Origin of the sequence: Alistipes sp., assembly GCF_020026455.1 — a bacterium.
Lineage (GTDB): Bacteria > Bacteroidota > Bacteroidia > Bacteroidales > Rikenellaceae > Alistipes.
This window is the reverse complement of sequence record NZ_JAHHQJ010000016.1, coordinates 33,193-51,657: the sequence shown is the minus strand read 5'-3', so window position 1 is coordinate 51,657 and position 18,465 is coordinate 33,193. Positions and strand designations below refer to the sequence as shown.

Annotated in this window: 11 protein-coding genes; 8 read left to right on the top strand and 3 right to left on the bottom strand. The window is 60.5% G+C overall.

The features are described from left to right. Positions 1 to 173 precede the first annotated feature (173 nt). The 8 genes from QZ460_RS09045 (at position 174) to QZ460_RS09010 (ending at position 15,449) form a co-directional block, all read left to right on the top strand. On the top strand, positions 174 to 1,301 hold the full coding sequence (locus QZ460_RS09045; RefSeq protein WP_290541252.1) for a hypothetical protein: 1,128 nt from the start codon (positions 174 to 176) through the stop codon (positions 1,299 to 1,301). Positions 1,302 to 1,318: 17 nt separating this feature from the next. Next, a complete protein-coding gene (locus QZ460_RS09040) occupies positions 1,319 to 3,427 on the top strand; it encodes a DUF5689 domain-containing protein (RefSeq protein WP_290541251.1) in 2,109 nt (702 codons plus the stop codon). Positions 3,428 to 3,440: 13 nt separating this feature from the next. Further along, positions 3,441 to 4,373, top strand: coding sequence for an endonuclease/exonuclease/phosphatase family protein (locus QZ460_RS09035; RefSeq protein WP_290541250.1), 933 nt, complete (start codon positions 3,441 to 3,443; stop codon positions 4,371 to 4,373). 32 nt (positions 4,374 to 4,405) lie between these two features. After that, entirely contained in the window at positions 4,406 to 7,510 is a 3,105-nt protein-coding gene (locus tag QZ460_RS09030) for a TonB-dependent receptor (RefSeq protein ID WP_290541249.1), read from the top strand. Positions 7,511 to 7,522: 12 nt separating this feature from the next. Beyond that, entirely contained in the window at positions 7,523 to 9,040 is a 1,518-nt protein-coding gene (locus QZ460_RS09025; protein WP_290541248.1) for a RagB/SusD family nutrient uptake outer membrane protein, read from the top strand. Positions 9,041 to 9,070: 30 nt separating this feature from the next. Next, positions 9,071 to 11,506 carry a BACON domain-containing carbohydrate-binding protein gene (locus QZ460_RS09020; RefSeq protein ID WP_290541247.1) on the top strand — a complete coding sequence of 812 codons (2,436 nt, stop codon included), beginning with the start codon at positions 9,071 to 9,073 and terminating at the stop codon, positions 11,504 to 11,506. A 63-nt stretch (positions 11,507 to 11,569) separates the two neighbouring features. After that, entirely contained in the window at positions 11,570 to 13,786 is a 2,217-nt protein-coding gene (locus QZ460_RS09015) for a DUF5689 domain-containing protein (protein ID WP_290541246.1), read from the top strand. 76 nt (positions 13,787 to 13,862) lie between these two features. Further along, on the top strand, positions 13,863 to 15,449 hold the full coding sequence (locus QZ460_RS09010) for a beta-N-acetylhexosaminidase (RefSeq protein WP_290541245.1): 1,587 nt from the start codon (positions 13,863 to 13,865) through the stop codon (positions 15,447 to 15,449). A gap of 457 nt (positions 15,450 to 15,906) precedes the next feature. Here the strand turns inward: QZ460_RS09010 and nqrF are convergent, their stop codons facing one another. The 3 genes from nqrF to QZ460_RS08995 are packed head-to-tail and all read right to left on the bottom strand — an operon-like array spanning position 15,907 to position 18,464. Continuing rightward, complete coding sequence (nqrF, locus tag QZ460_RS09005) at positions 15,907 to 17,169, bottom strand: NADH:ubiquinone reductase (Na(+)-transporting) subunit F (RefSeq protein ID WP_290541244.1); 1,263 nt, start codon at positions 17,167 to 17,169, stop codon at positions 15,907 to 15,909. Positions 17,170 to 17,193: 24 nt separating this feature from the next. Next, on the bottom strand, positions 17,194 to 17,802 hold the full coding sequence (nqrE, locus tag QZ460_RS09000) for an NADH:ubiquinone reductase (Na(+)-transporting) subunit E (RefSeq protein WP_290541243.1): 609 nt from the start codon (positions 17,800 to 17,802) through the stop codon (positions 17,194 to 17,196). Between the two features lie 11 nt (positions 17,803 to 17,813). Then, the gene (locus QZ460_RS08995) at positions 17,814 to 18,464 is read right to left on the bottom strand and encodes an NADH:ubiquinone reductase (Na(+)-transporting) subunit D (protein WP_290541275.1); all 651 of its coding nucleotides are present in this window, start codon (positions 18,462 to 18,464) and stop codon (positions 17,814 to 17,816) included. Position 18,465: the final 1 nt, after the last annotated feature.

Sequence of the window (18,465 nt, the reverse complement as noted above, 5' to 3'; positions counted from 1 at the left end):
CAACAACCATCTGATTACAAATAACATATACTCAAAAAGCGTTTACATTTTCGGACAGAGCCCTTTCCGGCTATTTATTAAGGCCTATCTTTGTAATGCAAATTTTTTCGAATATCCGTCCGAAATTTAACCAAAATTTTCCAAACCCTTTCAGACCAATTAACCGAAATGCTATGAGAACAACTCCATCGCTGAAAAATCCGAAGAGGAGTGCCACCCCGCTGATTGCGCTGCTGCTGGCCGGCACGCTCTCCCTGGGCACAGCCTGCGACGACGACAAGGACTACTCGCGCAGGGAATACATCGAGTGGTCGGACTCGCCCGAATTCGAAAAAGCGCTGACGGGAACCCTGCACATCCCCGTCAGAGCGTCGAAAGAGCAGGAAGGCGCTCCGTTCAAAAGGTCCGTCTACATCAGAAGTAATGTGCCTTATCGGGTCGGATTCGAAGGCGAAAAGGACGAAGCCGGCGAACGGCCGGCCGGGGAATGGCTCAGCGTCGACGAAATCAGACGCGGCGTCAGACCCGGCATCGACGAACTGGTCCTGCGGATCACCCCGCACACGACGTCGTGCGTGGAGCGGAAAGGGTGCATCTCGCTGCACACCGACGTCGAATTTCTCAATGAATTCATCGCCGTCGCACAGGGATTCCCGAAATACACCAAAGATTACGAGGGCAGCTTCGACTGGCTGAAGTACGGATCGGCAGATCCCCTGCAGACCCGCGGCGAAACCCCGATCGACAACTGGACGGCCGACCAGAAAAAAATGGGGTTGGAATCGACTCCCGCACAGGAAGGCGGCACGGTCTACTGCTATGGCAAAAACGGCTACATCCAACTCGGCGACGAGGCCGGACACGGAGCCAACCTGCTGACCCCGTACGAGCCGGGGATCCGGAACGACACGGCCGCCATGGTCCGGTTCAATGCCGTCGCCTATGCGGCGGCCGATGGCACGAAGGACAACGACGAGCTGAGTGTACGGGTCACGGGAGGCGGGCAGTTCGCCGACGGAACGACCGAGAAAACCCTCCGCGTGGGGCACTTCGACCCCACGGCCGAGGAGCTTGCGACGACCATGTGGAAAAACTCCCAGCAGGAGTTCATCATCTTCTCCCACCCCAAAAATCCCTTTACGAGCAACACGCGCGTGGAACTGATGGCCGGCAAATACGAATTGGAAAGCGGCAACTCGCGGATTTTCATCGACAACCTCTACGTGCTGCGCCTGAAATGGTACGATTACGAAGACCTCTTCGGCAAACTCCCCTGGGAACAGACGACCCCGCAACCATAAAATAACGAAAAGATACGATGAAAAAATTCTACACCAGGCACTCCGGTCCGATCTGCGCCTTCGCCCTCACGACTCTATTGCTCGGAGGAGGGTGCAGCAAGGATGAAACGGAGCCGGCAATCGGCTCGAAAGGCGCCGGCAGCGAACTCTTCGTCTCCAGCGATGCGGGATCCCGCACCATCAAGGTGGCGACCTCCGGGGCGTGGCAGGTGCGTCTCACGCCCGAGACCAGACGCTGGGTAGCGGTCGACGGTGCCGACAGCGGCGAAACCGGAGGATCGTTCACCCTCAATTACCGGACCAACAACTCGCTGCCCCGCAAGGGAACCATTCTCGTCTCATCGGCCCGGCAGCAGGTCGTCGACACGATTTATCTGAAGCAGTACGGCACGACGCCGCTCCTGGAGTTCCGTCACGCCGGGAAGCAATACTCGGCCGTGGGGTCGCTCGACTCCGTCGCGATCGACACCAACATCCCGCTGTCGAAGAAGATCGACTGGTCGGTCACCTACGACGAGCATTCCGCCGCCGAGCCCTGGGCCGACAGCGTCAGCTATGCCCGGGATTTCAGGTACTTCCGATTCCGGATCGCCGACAACCCGGGCTTCGAGCCTCGCACGGCGCGGTTCCAACTCCAATTCCAGGACGACTGGGGCGATCGGTATACGACCCATTTCACGGTCACGCAGGGCATACCGGGCGGCACGGCGGAGACCCGCGAGGTGAGCTTCGAGGAGCTGCGCGGACTGATTGCTGATGCGGAAGGCGAGATCACCCTCGATCGCGACATCGCCGTAAGCGGCACGGTCGTCAGCGACCGCACCTCGCCCAACATGGCCGGAAGCCCCATGCTCAAGGCTGCGACAAGACCCGACCTGGGGATCAACGACTGCACGGCCTACATGCAGAATGCCGATGCTTCGCTGGGCCTCGCCCTCGTCACGACCGACGCCGGGCAGAACAACCTGCAACGCTACGACAAGCTCAAACTCTGGTGCAAGGGCCTCACGCTGACCAAGCGGAGCAACCCCGAGCGATATACGCTCAGCGGCGTGACGCAGGACCACATCGTCACCAAAGAGGCCGGCACGGCCGAAGAGCTGCCCGCAAAACGGCGCTTCATCGACCAGCTGACCGACGCCGACCTCTACACCCAGGTGACGCTCAAACGCTGCCAGACGGCCGTGCGCACCGGGCGCTTCATCCCCGTGCACATCAACTACACCAACAGTTACAACAACTACTACCCCACGGCCATATTCGACCGTCACGGCGACAGGATCTACCTGATGACCAACCACGGCTGCGACTGGCGTTTCGAGGAGATGCCCGACGGCGAAGGAACCATCACCGGCATCATCGTACACGAGCCGTACACCTTCTTCGACCGGGACGGCGACATCGGCCGTTACCAGATCCGCAACGCGACACGCGAGGACATCGCGCTGGACGAGTCGGCCGCCAATGGGTTCTCGGCCGTGGCCGTGGAGTGGAGCCCCGACGGCAGCAAGGATCCCCGGGCCTACGCATTCCCGCAGTATCCACATCCGGCAAACGACACCGGCAAGGCACACTGTGTGGCCGCAACGACCGGCTCGGGGCTCTCGTTCATGAGCACCTACGCCTGGCTGGCCGTCGGCAGCGCCTACCGTGCCAAAGAGGACGGGCTGACCATCGGCAACGCCTCGTGGGGCCACAAGCTGCTGTGGGACACGGCGAAGAACTCGGGCCATGCCCTGATCTTCGAGTTCTCGACGCAGGGGCTCGCCTCCGCGCAATGCGCCTTCGTCTTCACCTGCCGCTACCACGCGGGACAGGGCGGACTGCGCTACTGGACGGCGGAATATTCGCTCGACGGCGACAACTGGAAAAAACTCACCGACTTCACGGTTCCCGACAACGGCAACTGGGGCAACATGCAGCCCGAACAGCTCTCGGGCGACAAGAGCGTGTGGATGCAGGTTCCCACCGAGATTCTGGGACAGAGTGTGGCATGGATCCGTCTGCGCCCCGTGCGGAACAGGATCGGAACGGCGACGAGCTACGACTCGGCGACCATCGCGGCAAACGGGCAGGTTGCCAACGCATTCACCGTCTCCTACGCCGCCCTGCGTTACAACAAATAAACCAGCAAACGACATGAAAACATACGACACGATACAGATGCTGCGCCGATTGGCCTTCGGAGGCGCACTGCTGGCCGCCGCGCTCCTGATGCCGGCCTGCGACGACGACCCGGCACTTCCGGACGAGGAGCTGACGACCGATCCCGGGACGAGCGCAAAGCCCGAGACCCTGCGTTTGATCAGTTACAACTTGCTCGAAGGCATGAAGCTCGACCAAGCGCATGATTTCGACAACTTCGTCGGCTGGGTGAAGGAGAAGGACCCCGACTTCATGGCCCTCTGCGAATGCAACGGATTCACCGGGGAGTCGCTCTCGGCTCTTGCCGCCCGCTACGGGCATCCCTACGCCGTACTCTGCAAAGAGAGCGGATTTCCCGTGGGACTGACGTCGAAATACCCCATCGAACTGCGCAACCGCCTGCTCGAAGACCTCCCGCTCTGGCACGGAGCCATCCACACCCGCATCAAGGACATCAACATCGTGGTGCTGCACCTCTATCCGTTCGGGACCTATCCCAACGGGCAGGGCGCTGCCGGAACAGGCAATACCTACCGCGACCGGGAGATCAACTGCATCCTCGACAGCACCATCCGCCGCTATCCGGCGGAACCGCTGTGGCTGATGGCCGGCGATTTCAACTCCTTCTCGCCCAAGGATGCCGACGCGATGCCCGCCGGAACATACTACGAAACCCACTCCACGGTGCTCCGGAGCGGCTATTCCGATGCGTTGCGCGACCGTCACAGCCAGTTTTTCCACACCATGCCCACCCGCTGCAACAGCGAGACAGGCGGCCAGCCCCAGCGGATCGACTTCATCTACGCCTCGCAGGCCGTGATGCGCGAAATCACCGACTCGCGCATCATCTACGACAAATTTACGGACAACTATTCGGACCACTACCCCGTCATGATCGAATTCCGCCACTACCCCTCGGGGAAATAGGCACAGGAGTCGCACCTAAAAAAACTATTCGCATGAAACAATACATCTTGTTACTGATCCTGCTGGTTTCGGGAGCGCTGACGGCAACACCCGCCTTCGCGCAGAAAAGCGGAACCAAACACACCGTGACCGGAACGGTCACGGACCAGAGCGGCGAGCCGCTGATTGGCGCAACCGTACTGGTGACAGGCACGACGACCGGCGCCAGCACCAGTGCCGCGGGCGATTATTCGATCCAGGTTCCCGAGGGGGCCTCGCTGACATTCCAGTACATCGGCTATGAACCCCGGACCGAAAAGGTCGGCACACGCACGAGGGTCGACGTGAAGCTAGAGCAGAGCAGGCAGACCATCGACGAAGTGGTCGTGATCGGCTACGGCACGGTGAAGAAAACCGACCTGACGGGGTCGGTGGCCAACGTCAAGATGAGCGACATCAAGGACGTGCCGGTGGTTTCGGTCGACCAGGCCCTCCAGGGCCGTGTCGCCGGGGCCGACATCATGGCCACAACCGGAGAGCCGGGCGCCACAACCTCGATCCGCATCCGCGGCACACGCTCGATCTCGGCGTCGAACGAACCGCTGATCATCGTCGACGGCGTCATCGACGGCATTCACGACCTGAACGACATCAACTCGGCGGACATCGAATCGATCTCGGTGCTGAAGGACGCCTCGTCAACGGCCATCTACGGTGCACGCGGCTCGAACGGCGTGATCGTGATCACGACCAAGAAGGGCCGCGGCATGGACGGACGGCCCAACATCACCTTCAAGACCGATCTGGGTTTCTCGCAGCTCCCGCGCCAGCTCGACATCATGAACGCCACGGAGTTTGCCCGCTACCGCAACGACTACGCCTATTTCTTCTCCGGCGCCGACGGAAACGACAAAATCGAACCCGACTCGCCGATGTCGAAATACCCCTACCCCAACCCCGAAGCCAAAGGGGCCGGCACAAACTGGATCGACGCCATCACACGCACGGCGCTCTATCAGAATTACGACCTTTCGATTTCGGGAGCCTCCGCCAAAAGCACCTACTATGCCTCGGCCGGATTCAACGAGACGCAGGGTATCATCGACAACAGCGGGCTGAAACGTTACTCGGCGCGTCTGAAGGTCGACCACGAATTCGCCAAATGGCTCAAGGCCGGGCTGAACCTGAGCTACACCTACCGCGACCAGGACGAAAACCTGGCCTCTATCGGCGGAACCAACTGGTGGAGCGCCGCCATATTCCTCAGCCCGTTCCTCACGCCCACATCCGACATGAACGACCTGTGGTATTCGGGCCAGAAATTCAACAACCCGCGTCTGATGCTCGACCACTGCCTCAAGAATGCCCGGCGCATTTCGCTCAACAACAGCGCATTCGTCGAGGTAACTCCGGTCAAGGGCCTGAAACTGCGCAGCCAGTTCACCTACTACTCCTACCAGCGCCACGGACGTTACTACGAGCCGGGCTACCTGCCGGCCAAGAAGGAGAACGAAGGCGGCTATGCCAGCCGCGACGAGTACGACGACACGAGTTTCTCGAGCGAGAATACGCTCTACTACGAATTGCGCCCCAAGAGCGGCCACAATTTCGACGTGCTGGGCGGATACACCGCACAGGTCAAATACGACAACAACCTGAGCATCACCGGGCGTGGATACACGCTCGACGAGCTCACCTGGAACAACATGGCCGCAGTGCCCGACAAGCAGAACACCTCGATCAGCACCAACCACACCGAGTGGACCAAGATGTCGGTGTTCGGACGACTGAACTACAACTACAAGGAGCGTTACTACGTCACATTCACGGCCCGTTACGACGGCGCCTCGAACTTCGCCGCCAACCGGAAATGGGGTTTCTTCCCCTCGGCGGCCCTCCGCTGGAACATCGCCAACGAAAAGTTCCTGCAGCAGGTCAAGTGGATCGACGAACTGGCCCTGAGAGCCAGCCTCGGACGCACCGGCAACGACGCCATATCGGCCTACCGGTCGCTGGCGGCCGTCGGCAACTCGACGAGCGGCTACCTGATGGGAGGCTCGCAGCAGCTGGCGGTCTACCCGTCGCGTCTGGCATCCCCCGACCTGACGTGGGAGACCTCCGACCAGTACACCCTCGGAGCCGACATCTCGCTGTTCGGCGGACGGCTCAACATCACGGCCGACGCCTATCGGATCAAGACCCGCGACCTGCTGCTGACCGTGCAGGTAGCCTCGCAGACGGGTTACACCAACTACTTCGCCAATGCCGGGCGCACCACCAACAAGGGCTGGGAACTCTCCATCGAAAGCCGCAACATCGTACGCCCGAAATTCCGGTGGTCGACGACCCTCACCCTGTCGCGCAACAAGCAGATGGTGGACGACATCGCCTCGGAAGACTTCGTGACGGCCTATTCGTCACCCTCGTCGTCGGGGACCACCTACATGATGTACGGCTACAGGAAGGGCTACACGCTCAACGCCCTCTGGGGATTCCGCTACGGCGGCGTATGGCACAACGAAGAGGAGGTGGAGCGCAACAGGATCACCAAGGCATACGCCTCGGCCAGCGGAAAGACCTTCAAGCCCGGATATGCCCGCTATCAGGACATCAACCACGACGGAGCGCTGAACAGCGACGATTTGGTCTACCTCGGATCGGCCGACCCGGATCTCTACGGCGGTATTCAGAACTCGTTCAACATTCACAACTTCACACTCAGCGTCTTCTTCAACTACTCGATCGGCGGCAAGATCTACAACGTCGCCGAACTCTGGATGGGCAACGCTTCGCCCAACACCAACCAATACAAGTACATGCAGAACTCCTGGCATCCGGTCCGCAACCCGGATTCGAACCTGCCGATGGCCGGCAGCTACGACGCCCTGCCCAGCGATAGGCTGGTGCACGATGCAAGTTACCTGCGGCTGAAGAACATCTCCGCGAGCTACACCTTCGACATGCGCAAGGTCACCAAAAACCGCCTGCGCGACATCCGCGTGAGCGTCAGCGGCGAAAACCTCTACCTGTGGAAGAGATACAACGGATTCGACCCCGACGTCTCGACATCGAGTTCCAACTCGGCCCTGCGCCGCGTCGACATCGGCGCTTATCCCAAGCCCCGGACCATCACGTTCAGCCTCCAGATCAGATATTAACAGCCCAAGACCATGAAATCATACAATTTCCTGAAAAAATACCTGCTGGCCGCTACGGCAGCCGCAGCCCTGCTACTCAGCGCATGCGACCTGGACGAGCACCCCACCTCGTTCGTGGGACCCAAGGAGTACTACAAGACCCGGGCGCAATGTCTGGCGGGCCTGAACGCCTGCTACATACCGATCAACAGCATCTACGACTACTGTTTCCTGATCATGACCGAAGGCGTCACCGACCTGATGTACATCGCCTCGGGAACCAAGGATGCCCAACTCGACATATCCCCCGCAAAACCGCTCAACGGGCAGAAGATATGGACCCAGTGCTACAAGGGCGTCATGTACTGCAACTCAACCATCGCCGCCATCGAACGTTCGCCCCTGAACGACATCAAGGAGGCCACGCAAGCCGACAAGCTGCCGCTGCTGGCCGAAGGTGTGGTCATCCGCTCGTTCTACTACTGGCTGCTGACCTGCGTCTTCGGCGACGTGCCCTTCTACACCAGGGAGGTCACCGACCAACAGGTGATGCAGGAGATCGCCCACATGGGCCGCATGTCGGCGAAGGAGACACGCGACATGCTGATCGACGAATTGCAGCGTTACGTCCCCTCGATGGACCAGGTGCGTTCGTCGGAGGTTGCGGACAACCGCATGGGTGCCGCGATGGGATGGATGATGATTGCCAAGTTAGCGCAGTGGAACCACCGCTGGGACGACGCCCTCAAGGCGCTCGGCGAGCTGGAGAAAATCTACGGCGACCTGCAACAATATCCGCTCGAGGAGATCATGTTCCGCCGCAAGAACACCCCGGAGTCGATCTTCGAGGTGCAGCGCACCTACACCCCCGGCGGACTGGCCGTCACGACCAACGTGGCCGCCATCACCACCCCGCGCCACAACGGAAAGGGCATCTACGACGGGGTGGAGATCCCCGAAATGGGCACGGGCATGACCACCTGGACCTCCATGCGCCCCAACAGCTACTTCTGCGACGGTCTCCAGACCAAAAAGAGCAACGACAGGCGCAAAACGCTGAACATGGCGTGGGAATACGACGGCAAGCCCTTCTCGAGCGTGGGAACCCGTCCGTGGCTCGGCCCCAAATTCTGGTGTCCGGGGATGCAGAACACCGCCGACTTCTCCAACCAGAAGGTGTTCCGCTATGCCGACGCCATCCTGATGATGGCGGAGTGCCATGCCCAGACGGAGAACTGCGACGAGGCCGTCCGCTACCTGAACATGGTCCGGGAACGCGCCGGGACAAACCCCTACGTCTTCAAGAACCGGGAGGCCCTCATGGAGGAGATTCAGAAGGAGCGCGGACGCGAACTGCTGGGTGAATTCCAGCGCAAATTCGACCTGGTACGCTGGGGAATATGGTACCGGATGACCTACGAATATACCAACTACGCCACACTCAAGGAGAACATGCTCCCCTGTCACGAATACTACCCGATCCCCGACAAGGAGGTCGTCTATTCGGGCGGAGCCCTCGACAACAAGGCCTATAACGAATACGGCATGTAGGGCCGACGGAACGAACAAAAAAGCACAACGATGAAAAATACCCTTACAGACAGCATCTGCAAAGTGTGGCGCACGGGCATCCTGCCCGTTGTCGCGGCGCTGCTCCTGCCGACCGGATGCGAAATGAATTCGGAGATGGACTTGCCGCTGAATGTGGATTCCAACCAGTACACGCTGACCTCGGATGCCGGATCCACCCAGGTGCGGATCTATTCCACGGGCGAATGGTCGGTCCGTCTGTCGGAAGACGTGGAATGGGCCTCCATCAACCGCCTGAACGGATCGGGAAACACCCCCGTGGTGTTCAAATACGGCGCCAACTACGGCGTGCCGCGTGCCGTGGACATCATCTTCACCCGCGGCGGGCTCGAACAGGCGATACGCATGACGCAGGAGGGCAGCGATCCCATCCTGTCGCTGGAGGAGAGCCGCATCGAGATTTTCAGCAATCCCTGGGACCTCCGCATCGGCCTCGACAACAACCTCCGGGAGGATTACAGGCAGATTCGGGACACCATCGTCTATTCGGTGATCCCCGACGAGGACGACGACGAAACCCCCGAGCCGGACGAGGAGTGGATCGAAAACCTGACGGTCGAAACCGACGCCGTCACCTTCAGCACGCTGGAGAACCATTCGCCGCGCAAACGGCAGGCCGCAATCACGCTGACCTATATCGACGCCAGGGAGAGGGAACACGCCGTCACGCTGACCGTCACGCAGACCCCCGACGAGGCCCGCATGACCTTCGCGCCCGACCGCGCCAGGACCACGCGCAAGGCCACGACCATCAAGGCCGAGCTGAAGCACAACCTGGGCAACCTGCTCGACAAGGTGGTCTGCACGCCGACCTACGAAGGAACGTCGTCCGACTGGATCGAAAACATCACGCTCGACGACAAGATGCTCTCGTTCGACGTGAAGGAGAACGACTCGGAAGGTCCGCGCAGGGCCTCGATCGCCTTCTCGCTGCCGGGAACGTCCGGAGCGCTCTCGCCCGCAGCGCCGTTCACCGTCGAACAGACCTACGAAGCCGACTTCCGCACGCTGATCAAGGGCGAGAGCGGACAGATCGTGATCAACAATCCCGAAGCCTGTTTCGAGGGCATTGTGATCAGCGACAGGGACAATGCCAACGTGGAGACAACGCCCAACACCGAACGCAACGCCACCGACTACACGGTGAATGCCAAGACGGCCTATGTGCAGATGCTCGACGGCAGTTACGGATACCGGCTGCAATTCACCGCGGCGGACGACAACACGCTGAAACGATACGCGCAGGTGAAAATAGCGCTCAACGGCGTGACCCTCACCAAGGAGGCCGCTCCCGAACGCTACACACTCAGCGGGCTGACGGCGGCCAACATCGTCGCCCAGACACCCGGCACGGCCAGCGATCTGATCCGCAAGGAGAAGTCGATCGGTCAGCTCACCGACGAGGATATCTACACCTGCGTCTCGCTCCGGGAGGTGGAATTCGCCCTGCCCGACGGCAGCTACACCAACGTCAACGAAGGTTATTTCGGGACGGCCAACCACACCAGCTGCGTCCCCCGAATGCTCTGCGACGGGGACGGCGGCACGATCCCGATGCTGATCAACAACAAGACCCCCTGGCGGCGCGACGGCAGCGGCATGCCCAAAGGCAAAGGCACGCTGAGCGGCATCATCGTCCACGACCTGCAGCCCCGCTACGGCTACACCAACCAAGGGTACATCGGCCGCTACTCGATCCGTGTGCTCGAAAAGGAGGATATCGACCTGGCACCTTCCGAGTCGGGTTCCAACCGCCGGACGCTCGTGGAGTGGAACTGGGACAACGCCGAGATCAGGACCAACGCCGACGGAACGATCGCCCCGGACACGGGCAACGGCTCGCTCTGGTGCACCGACCCCGCAGCCAAATTCCTCCTGGACAACGAGTACAACGGACTCACGACCGGTGCCGCCCTGAACAGCAGGAACGCCCTGAAATTCGAGAATAGCTTCTGGTGGGACTTCGACCGGAATACGGGCTACGCCGTGGCTCTGAAATTCTCGACCGAGGGCGCCGGCGCGAACCTCTCGCTCAACTTCACCAACTCGCAGGGCAACGCCGGCGGCACGAGCATCTACGGACCCGTCTACTGGCAGGTGGAGTACTCGACCGACGGGGTGAATTTCACCGTGCTGCCCCAATCCGACTTCTGCTGCCGTCCGTTCGTCTATTGGCAGGGAGCCGGCGGCAAGGACCTCTCCTACTGTGCCGTTCCGGGTTATGCCGACCGCGTGTTCATCCTGCCCGACGCCCTGCGCAACCGTCCGGAGGTCACCCTGCTGATCAAGGCCCGAAGCACGCAGTGCATCGCCTCGAATACCGCCACGGTGGACGAGGGTGACACCGGCACGATCACCTCCGACATGGCGGCCAACAGGCGTTCGCCGATGCGTTTCGGAACCATAGCCGTAAAGAGTAACAAATAAACCGCTCGGGCGGGGAGGGCACGTCTCTCCCCTGCCGATGCGCGAAACCAAATCCAGACCACGATGAAACAGATAAAATCACTGTACCGAAGGCTGCTGCTCCCGCTGTTGGGCGGGCTGGTGCTCACGGCCTGCGAAAAAGACAACGGCGAAGAGACCCGCATCTCCGAATTCGGCCCCGTAAAGAAGGAATACGTCTTCGACTGGAAAACGAGTTGGGCCAACGTAGGCGTTCTCTCCAACCAGCCCTACGACATCGAACTGATCAATCCCGACAACGGGTGGCTCACGATCGACACCGAGGGACGCGGAACGCATTTCACGGGCGACGACCAATTCAAGGTAGTTGCCACGACCAACGACGGCTTCCCCCGCATGGAGGGCATCCGGCTCCGGACCCACAACCGCGCGGACACCGTATACATCAAACAAAAGGGATTCATCACCCCGAAACTGGACTTCTCGACCCGCAGTATCATGGTGCTCGGCGACGGTGGACAGGCAACGGCACAGCTCGCCACCAACCTCGAGCCGGAGGACCTCCGCCAGTCGGTCGTCTACACGAGCACCGACGAGGGCGGGTGGATTTCGGACCTTGACATCAGCAACGGCTTCCTGATTCTCCAGACCGCCCCCAATGCCGACCCCGAAGCCCTGCGCAACGCCCGCATCACCCTCAGCTACCGCGACGGGTGGAACCAGACCATCTCGTCGACGGTCTACCTCACGCAGGCCAATGCCAACAACGAATTCGGCCGCGAAATTTCGTTCGGCGAGGTGCGCGACCTGGTGGGCATCGTGAACAAGGACGTCTACATCGAGGGACGCATCATCAGCGACATCGGCAACGGGAACAACGGCGAGAATACGATGACGGGGCAAACCTCGATCGACTACACCGAGACCTACCGCACGGCCTACATCCAGAGCCTCGACGGTTCGCAGGGATTCATGATCAAGACCGTCAGCGAAGACGACAACATCTTCGAACGTTACAGCAAGGTCCGACTCCTGCTCAAGGGCGTCACAGTCGAGGCGGAGTCGAACCCCGAACGTTACATACTCAGGAAAGTCACCTCGGCGATGGTCATGTCCTCGGTTGCGGGATCGGCGGCCGACATTCCGCAGAAGGTGAAGCACTACAGCGAGCTGACCGACATGGACATATACACCTGGGTGACGCTGGCCGACTGCGAGCTTCCCGTGCGCAAAGGCAGTCTGACGCCGATCAACGAAGGCTATGCCCGCAACACCGGGGCCAACCGCGAGACGAAATACCCGCTGCTGGTGCGCGACCGGAACGGCGAGAGTTTCTACATGCTGACCAACACCACCTGCAAATACCGCCGCGACGGCCGCATGCTGCCCTACGGATCGGGGAATATCTCGGGGATAGTGGTCCACGAAAGCCACGACCGCTTCGCATGGATGGGATCCAGGGACATGGGCGACATCGGCCGCTACCAGATCCGCCACCTCACCCGCAAGGACATCGCCCTGGCGGAGGATTTCGAAAACGGGTTCTCGGCGCTCCTGACCGAATACCGCTACGGCAAACTCGAAAGCCACATCTTCAGACCCACCACCGGCGACAACGGCTACCTGACCTTCACGCATCCCGACGAAAAGACGGGCGACGCAGGCTGGGGAACCAGCGACCCGAGCTACCTCGGCCCCATCGGCAACAAGGACAATCTCGACAAGACGGGCCCCACGTCGGGCATCCACACGGGCAACGTCAACGGAAACGGCGTCGTCGAGAACGGCAAACAGATGTGCACCGACAAGGAAACCAACAACGACGGCAAAGGGAATCTGTCATCTGCGGAATTCTCGGCCTGGACCAACAAATGCCAGTGGTGGAACACCGAAACCGACCGCAGCGAAGCGTGGCTGCTCCACTTCTCGACGCAGGGCATCGCGACCCGGGTGCTCTCGCTCCAGGTAGCCATGCAGAACCGCACCATCGGAGGCCCCCGCTACATCCGGGTCGACTGGTCGGAGCACGGCGACAACAACCGCGACGACTGGAACCCGATCACCGAATTCCAGCTTCCCGACATCGTGAACTGGTCGTACACCCTGTACTGGCAGTGCGCCGGCTACAAGTACATAGACATACCCCTGCCGCTCGAACTGCTCGGCAAGGACGACGTCTGCATCCGCTTCTCGGCCGCAAACAAGAAAGCCGGCGGCCGGGAAGACGGCCAGTTCGACAACCAGATCATCACCTCCGGAGAGGTGGCCTTCTCCTACATCGGCGTGCGTTACAACAAATAATCCGATCCGGGAACACCCCGTCTGCAGAACATGGTGCAGACGGGATGCTCCGGACCGCTCAACCAGAATCCAAACCGTGAAATACCTTTTATTCCTGATTTTCGCCCTCCGGGCCTGTCTGCCGGGATTTGCCGCCTCAGACGAACGCGTCCGCATCGTACCCCGACCCGCCGAGGTCGAAGAACTGCCGGGATCGTTCCGGCTGACACCCCGAACCCCCGTCGTCGTCACCGACGAACGCCTGCACACGCCCGCGGAGATTTTCGCCCGCGCCGTCGGCAAGCTCACCGGGACCGAACCCACCGTCACCGCCACGCCCGAAAAACAGGCCGTGACGCTGCAACTGCAACCGGGCTACGACACCGAAGAGTACCTTCTGGAAGTCGGCAAACGGCGCATTACCATCACGGCATCGACTCCCCAGGCGGTGCTGCACGGACTTCGAAGCCTTCAGCAGCTGATCGCCGGAGGTGAAATTCCCGCCTGCATCGTCCGCGACAAACCCACGTTCGCCTACCGCGGGGCGATGCTCGACGTCTCCCGCCATTTCTTCCCGGTCGAGGATGTGAAGACCTACATCGACATCCTCTCGCTGCACAAGATCAACAAGTTCCACTGGCATCTGACCGATGATCAGGGATGGCGGATCGAGATCAAAAAATACCCGCTGCTCACGCGGATCGGCTCCTGCCGCGCGGAGACGATCGTCGGACGCTACGACAGGAACAAACCGGGCGTTTACGACGGCAAGCCTTACGGCGGGTTCTACACCCGGGAGGAGATCCGCGAAATCGTCAGCTACGCCGCCGACCGCCATATCGAGGTGATTCCCGAAATCGAGATGCCCGGACACGGACTGGCGGCGCTGACCGCCTATCCGTGGCTCGGCTGCACGGGAGGTCCCTATGCCGTATGGACCCATTGGGGCATCAGCGACGACGTTTACTGCGCGGGCAAGGAGACGACATTCTCGTTTATCGAGGACGTCCTTGCGGAGGTGCTCGCACTCTTCCCCTCGAAGCTCATCCACATCGGCGGCGACGAGTGTCCCAAAGGGCGCTGGAAGACGTGCCCCCACTGCCAGCAGCGCATCCGCGAAGAGGGACTCAAGGACGAATACCAGTTGCAGCGCTACTTCATCCACCGCATCGAACGCTGGATGCACGCCCGCGGCCGGGAGATCATCGGCTGGGATGAAATCCTCCAGGGCGGCATTTCGAAGACCGCGAACATCATGTCGTGGAACGGAAGTGAGCCCGGAATCAAGGCTGCACAGCGCGGAAATCCGGTCATCATGACACCGAAATGGTACTGCTACTTCGATTACAGCCAGACCTCCGACCCGGAGCGTTACGAACCGCTGGGCAACACCCGCTACGTCTCGGTGCGGCAGGCCTACCGCCTCGATCCCTGCGACCGGCTCACGCCCTCCGAGCAGAAACGGATCAGGGGCGTGCAGTGCAACCTCTGGACGGAGTACATTGCGGACATCGGCCACGCGCAGCACATGGTCCTGCCGCGCATGGCGGCTCTCGCCGAGACGGGATGGGCCAACGACCGCAAGGATTACACCGATTTCGTGCGCCGGATCCCGGCTCTGGTCGCCGTCTACAAGGCCGAAGGATACAACTACGCCCCCTATCTGTTCGAGGGCATCGAATGACGCAGCGGAAGCCCTACCGACGCCGAGCACCCCGTAGATCGCAACTGATCTGCGGGGTGTTTTGCTGACAGCGGAAGGATGCAGCCCGGGCCTTGCCGGATACAGGGCAGTCGCTGCGGCGCGGTGCGGAAAGAGCGGCCCCGAAATTCCGCGGCATCGTGCCTCTCGTCCCGTGACGACCGCCCCGGAGCTCCACGATCCCCGGCAGTGATTCACAAAACAGGCCCCGAAACAAAGAGAAAACCAGAGACGGAAAGGGGCAGAAACGGCGAGGGGCACAGGAGCAAAGAAGCCTTCAAAACAAAGAAAGGGTGCAGAAATAGCGGGGACGGCAGAAACAAAGAGCCCACGAGGTGAAAGCCCCCCGAAACGAAGAGGGAGGAAAGGCCCCGATAAATCAGGTACTTTCCTCCCAGCTTTGCTGACGCCGGCGGCGCCTTGCGGATCATGGCATCCGCTACGAACCGAAGTTGTCGTAGAGAATATTCTCAGGCGGCACACCGAGGTTGTCGAGCATCTTGACAACCGAAGCGATCATCATCGGAGGTCCGCACATGAGGTAGATGCAGTCCTCAGGAGCCTGATGGTTCTTGAGGTAATTTTCGTAAAGCACGTTGTGCACGAAGCCCGGCGTGTACTTCACCCCGGCGGCATCCGCCTCGGGATCGGGGCGGTCGAGCGCCAGATTGAACCCGAAGTTGGGGAAATCCTTCTCGATCTGGTGGAACTCGTCGAGGTAGGGAACCTCCTTCAGTGCACGCGCGCCGTACCAGAACGACACGGGACGCCGGGTCTTCTCGGTCTTGAACAGGTGCATCAGGTGGCTGCGCATCGGAGCCATACCCGCACCGCCACCGATGAAGATCAGCTCCTGCGTATCGGGCAGGTTGTCCGGCAGGAAGAATTCGCCGTAAGGACCCGAAATCGTGATCTTGTCACCCGGCTTGCGCGAGAAGACATACGACGAGCAGATACCCGGATTGACCTTCATGAAACCGCCCGTAGCCCTGTCGAACGGAGGCGTGGCGATACGGATGTTGAGCATGATGATGTTGCCCTCGGCAGGATGGTTGGCCATCGAGTAGGCGCGGAACGTCGGCTCGGGATTGGTGGTGACCAGATCCCAGATCTTGAGCTTGTCCCAGTCGGCGCGGAACTTCTCGTCCACGTCCATGTCCGAAAACTTGATGGCGTCGTACTTCGGGATGTCGATCTGGATGTAGCCGCCACTGCGGAACTTGAGGTTCTCGCCCTCGGGCAGCTTCACGACGAACTCCTTGAGGAAAGTCGAGATATTGCGGTTCGAGACCACAGTGCACTCCCACTTCTTGACTCCCAGCACAGCCTCGGGAACACGGATCTTCATGTTCTCCTTGACCTTCACCTGACAGCCCAGGCGCCAGTGGTCCTTGGCCAGTTTGCGCGAAATGAAGCCCGTCTCGGTGGGCAGAATATCGCCGCCGCCTTCGAGCACCTGACATTTGCACATGCCGCACGAGCCGCCGCCGCCGCACGCCGAAGGAAGGAAGACCTTGTTGTTGGCCAGCGTCGAAAGCAGCGTCGATCCGCTTTCGGTTGTGATGACCTTCTCGCCGCCGTTGATGTCGATCACGACGTCGCCCGAGGAGGTCAGTTTCGCCTTCGCATAGAGAAGCAGTGCGACCAGCACGAGCGTTATGGCCAAAAAGGCCGCAATCGCTATTAAAATCGTTGTAGTCATTTATCGGAATCTCTTTTTTAAAGGTTAGAACTGAATGCCCGAGAAAATCATGAAGGCGATACCCATCAGACCGGTGATGATGAAGGCGATGCCGGGGCCTTTCAGCGCCGCGGGAATGTGCGAATAGGTCGTCTTCTCGCGGATGGCGGCCATCATCACGATCGCCAGCCACCAGCCCAGTCCCGAGCCGAGGCCGTAGACGACCGTCTGCCAGAGCGACGTCAACTCGCCGCTGTCGACCTTCTGCTGCATGAACAGCGAGCCGCCCATGATGGCGCAGTTCACGGCGATCAGCGGCAGGAAGATACCCAGCTGGCTGTAAAGCGTCGGCGAGAATTTCTCGACGATCATCTCCACCAGCTGTACGAAGGCCGCGATGGTGGCGATGAAGACGATGAACGACAGGAAGTTCAGGTCCACGCCCTCGATGAGCGCATTGGCCTTCAGCACGTATTCGTACAAAAGGTAGTTCAGCGGAACGGTCATCACCATCACGAACGTAACGGCGGCGCCGAGGCCCAGAGCCGTCTTCACGCTCTTCGACACGGCGATGTAGGAGCACATGCCGAAGAAGAAGGCGAAGACCATGTTGTCGATGAAGATCGACCGGATAAAGATATTCAATGATTCCATACGTTATCCTCCTATTTTTCCTGTAAGTCCTTGTTGCGCGAACGGTGCACCCAGATGATGCAACCCACGATGATCAGCGCCATCGGCGGGAAGAGCATCAGGCCGCAGTTCGAATAGAAGCCGCCTTCTTCGGTCATGTACCAACTCTCGGGGATGATGCGCAGGCCCAGAAGGCTGCCCGAACCGAAGAGCTCGCGGAAGAAGGCCACGATCACCAGAATCAGGCCGTAGCCCAGACCGTTGCCGATACCGTCGAGGAACGAAGCCCAAGGCTTGTTGGCCAGAGCGAAGGCCTCGATGCGGCCCATGACGATACAGTTGGTGATGATCAGTCCGACGTAGACCGACAGCTGCTTCGAGACTTCATAGACGAAGGCCTTGAGCACCTGGTCGACGAGGATCACCAGCGCGGCGATGACCACCAGCTGGACGATGATGCGGATGCGCGAGGGAACGCCGTTGCGCAGCAGCGACATCACCAGGTTCGAGAAGGCCGTAACGACCGTCACGGACAGGGCCATGACGATGGCGGGCTTGAGCTGTACGGTGACGGCCAGCGCCGAGCAGATACCGAGGATCTGCACGATGACCGGGTTGTTCGCCGAGAACGGACCGGTCAGGTATTTGAGGTTCTTTGCCGAAAACAAAGGCTCTTTTTCCATC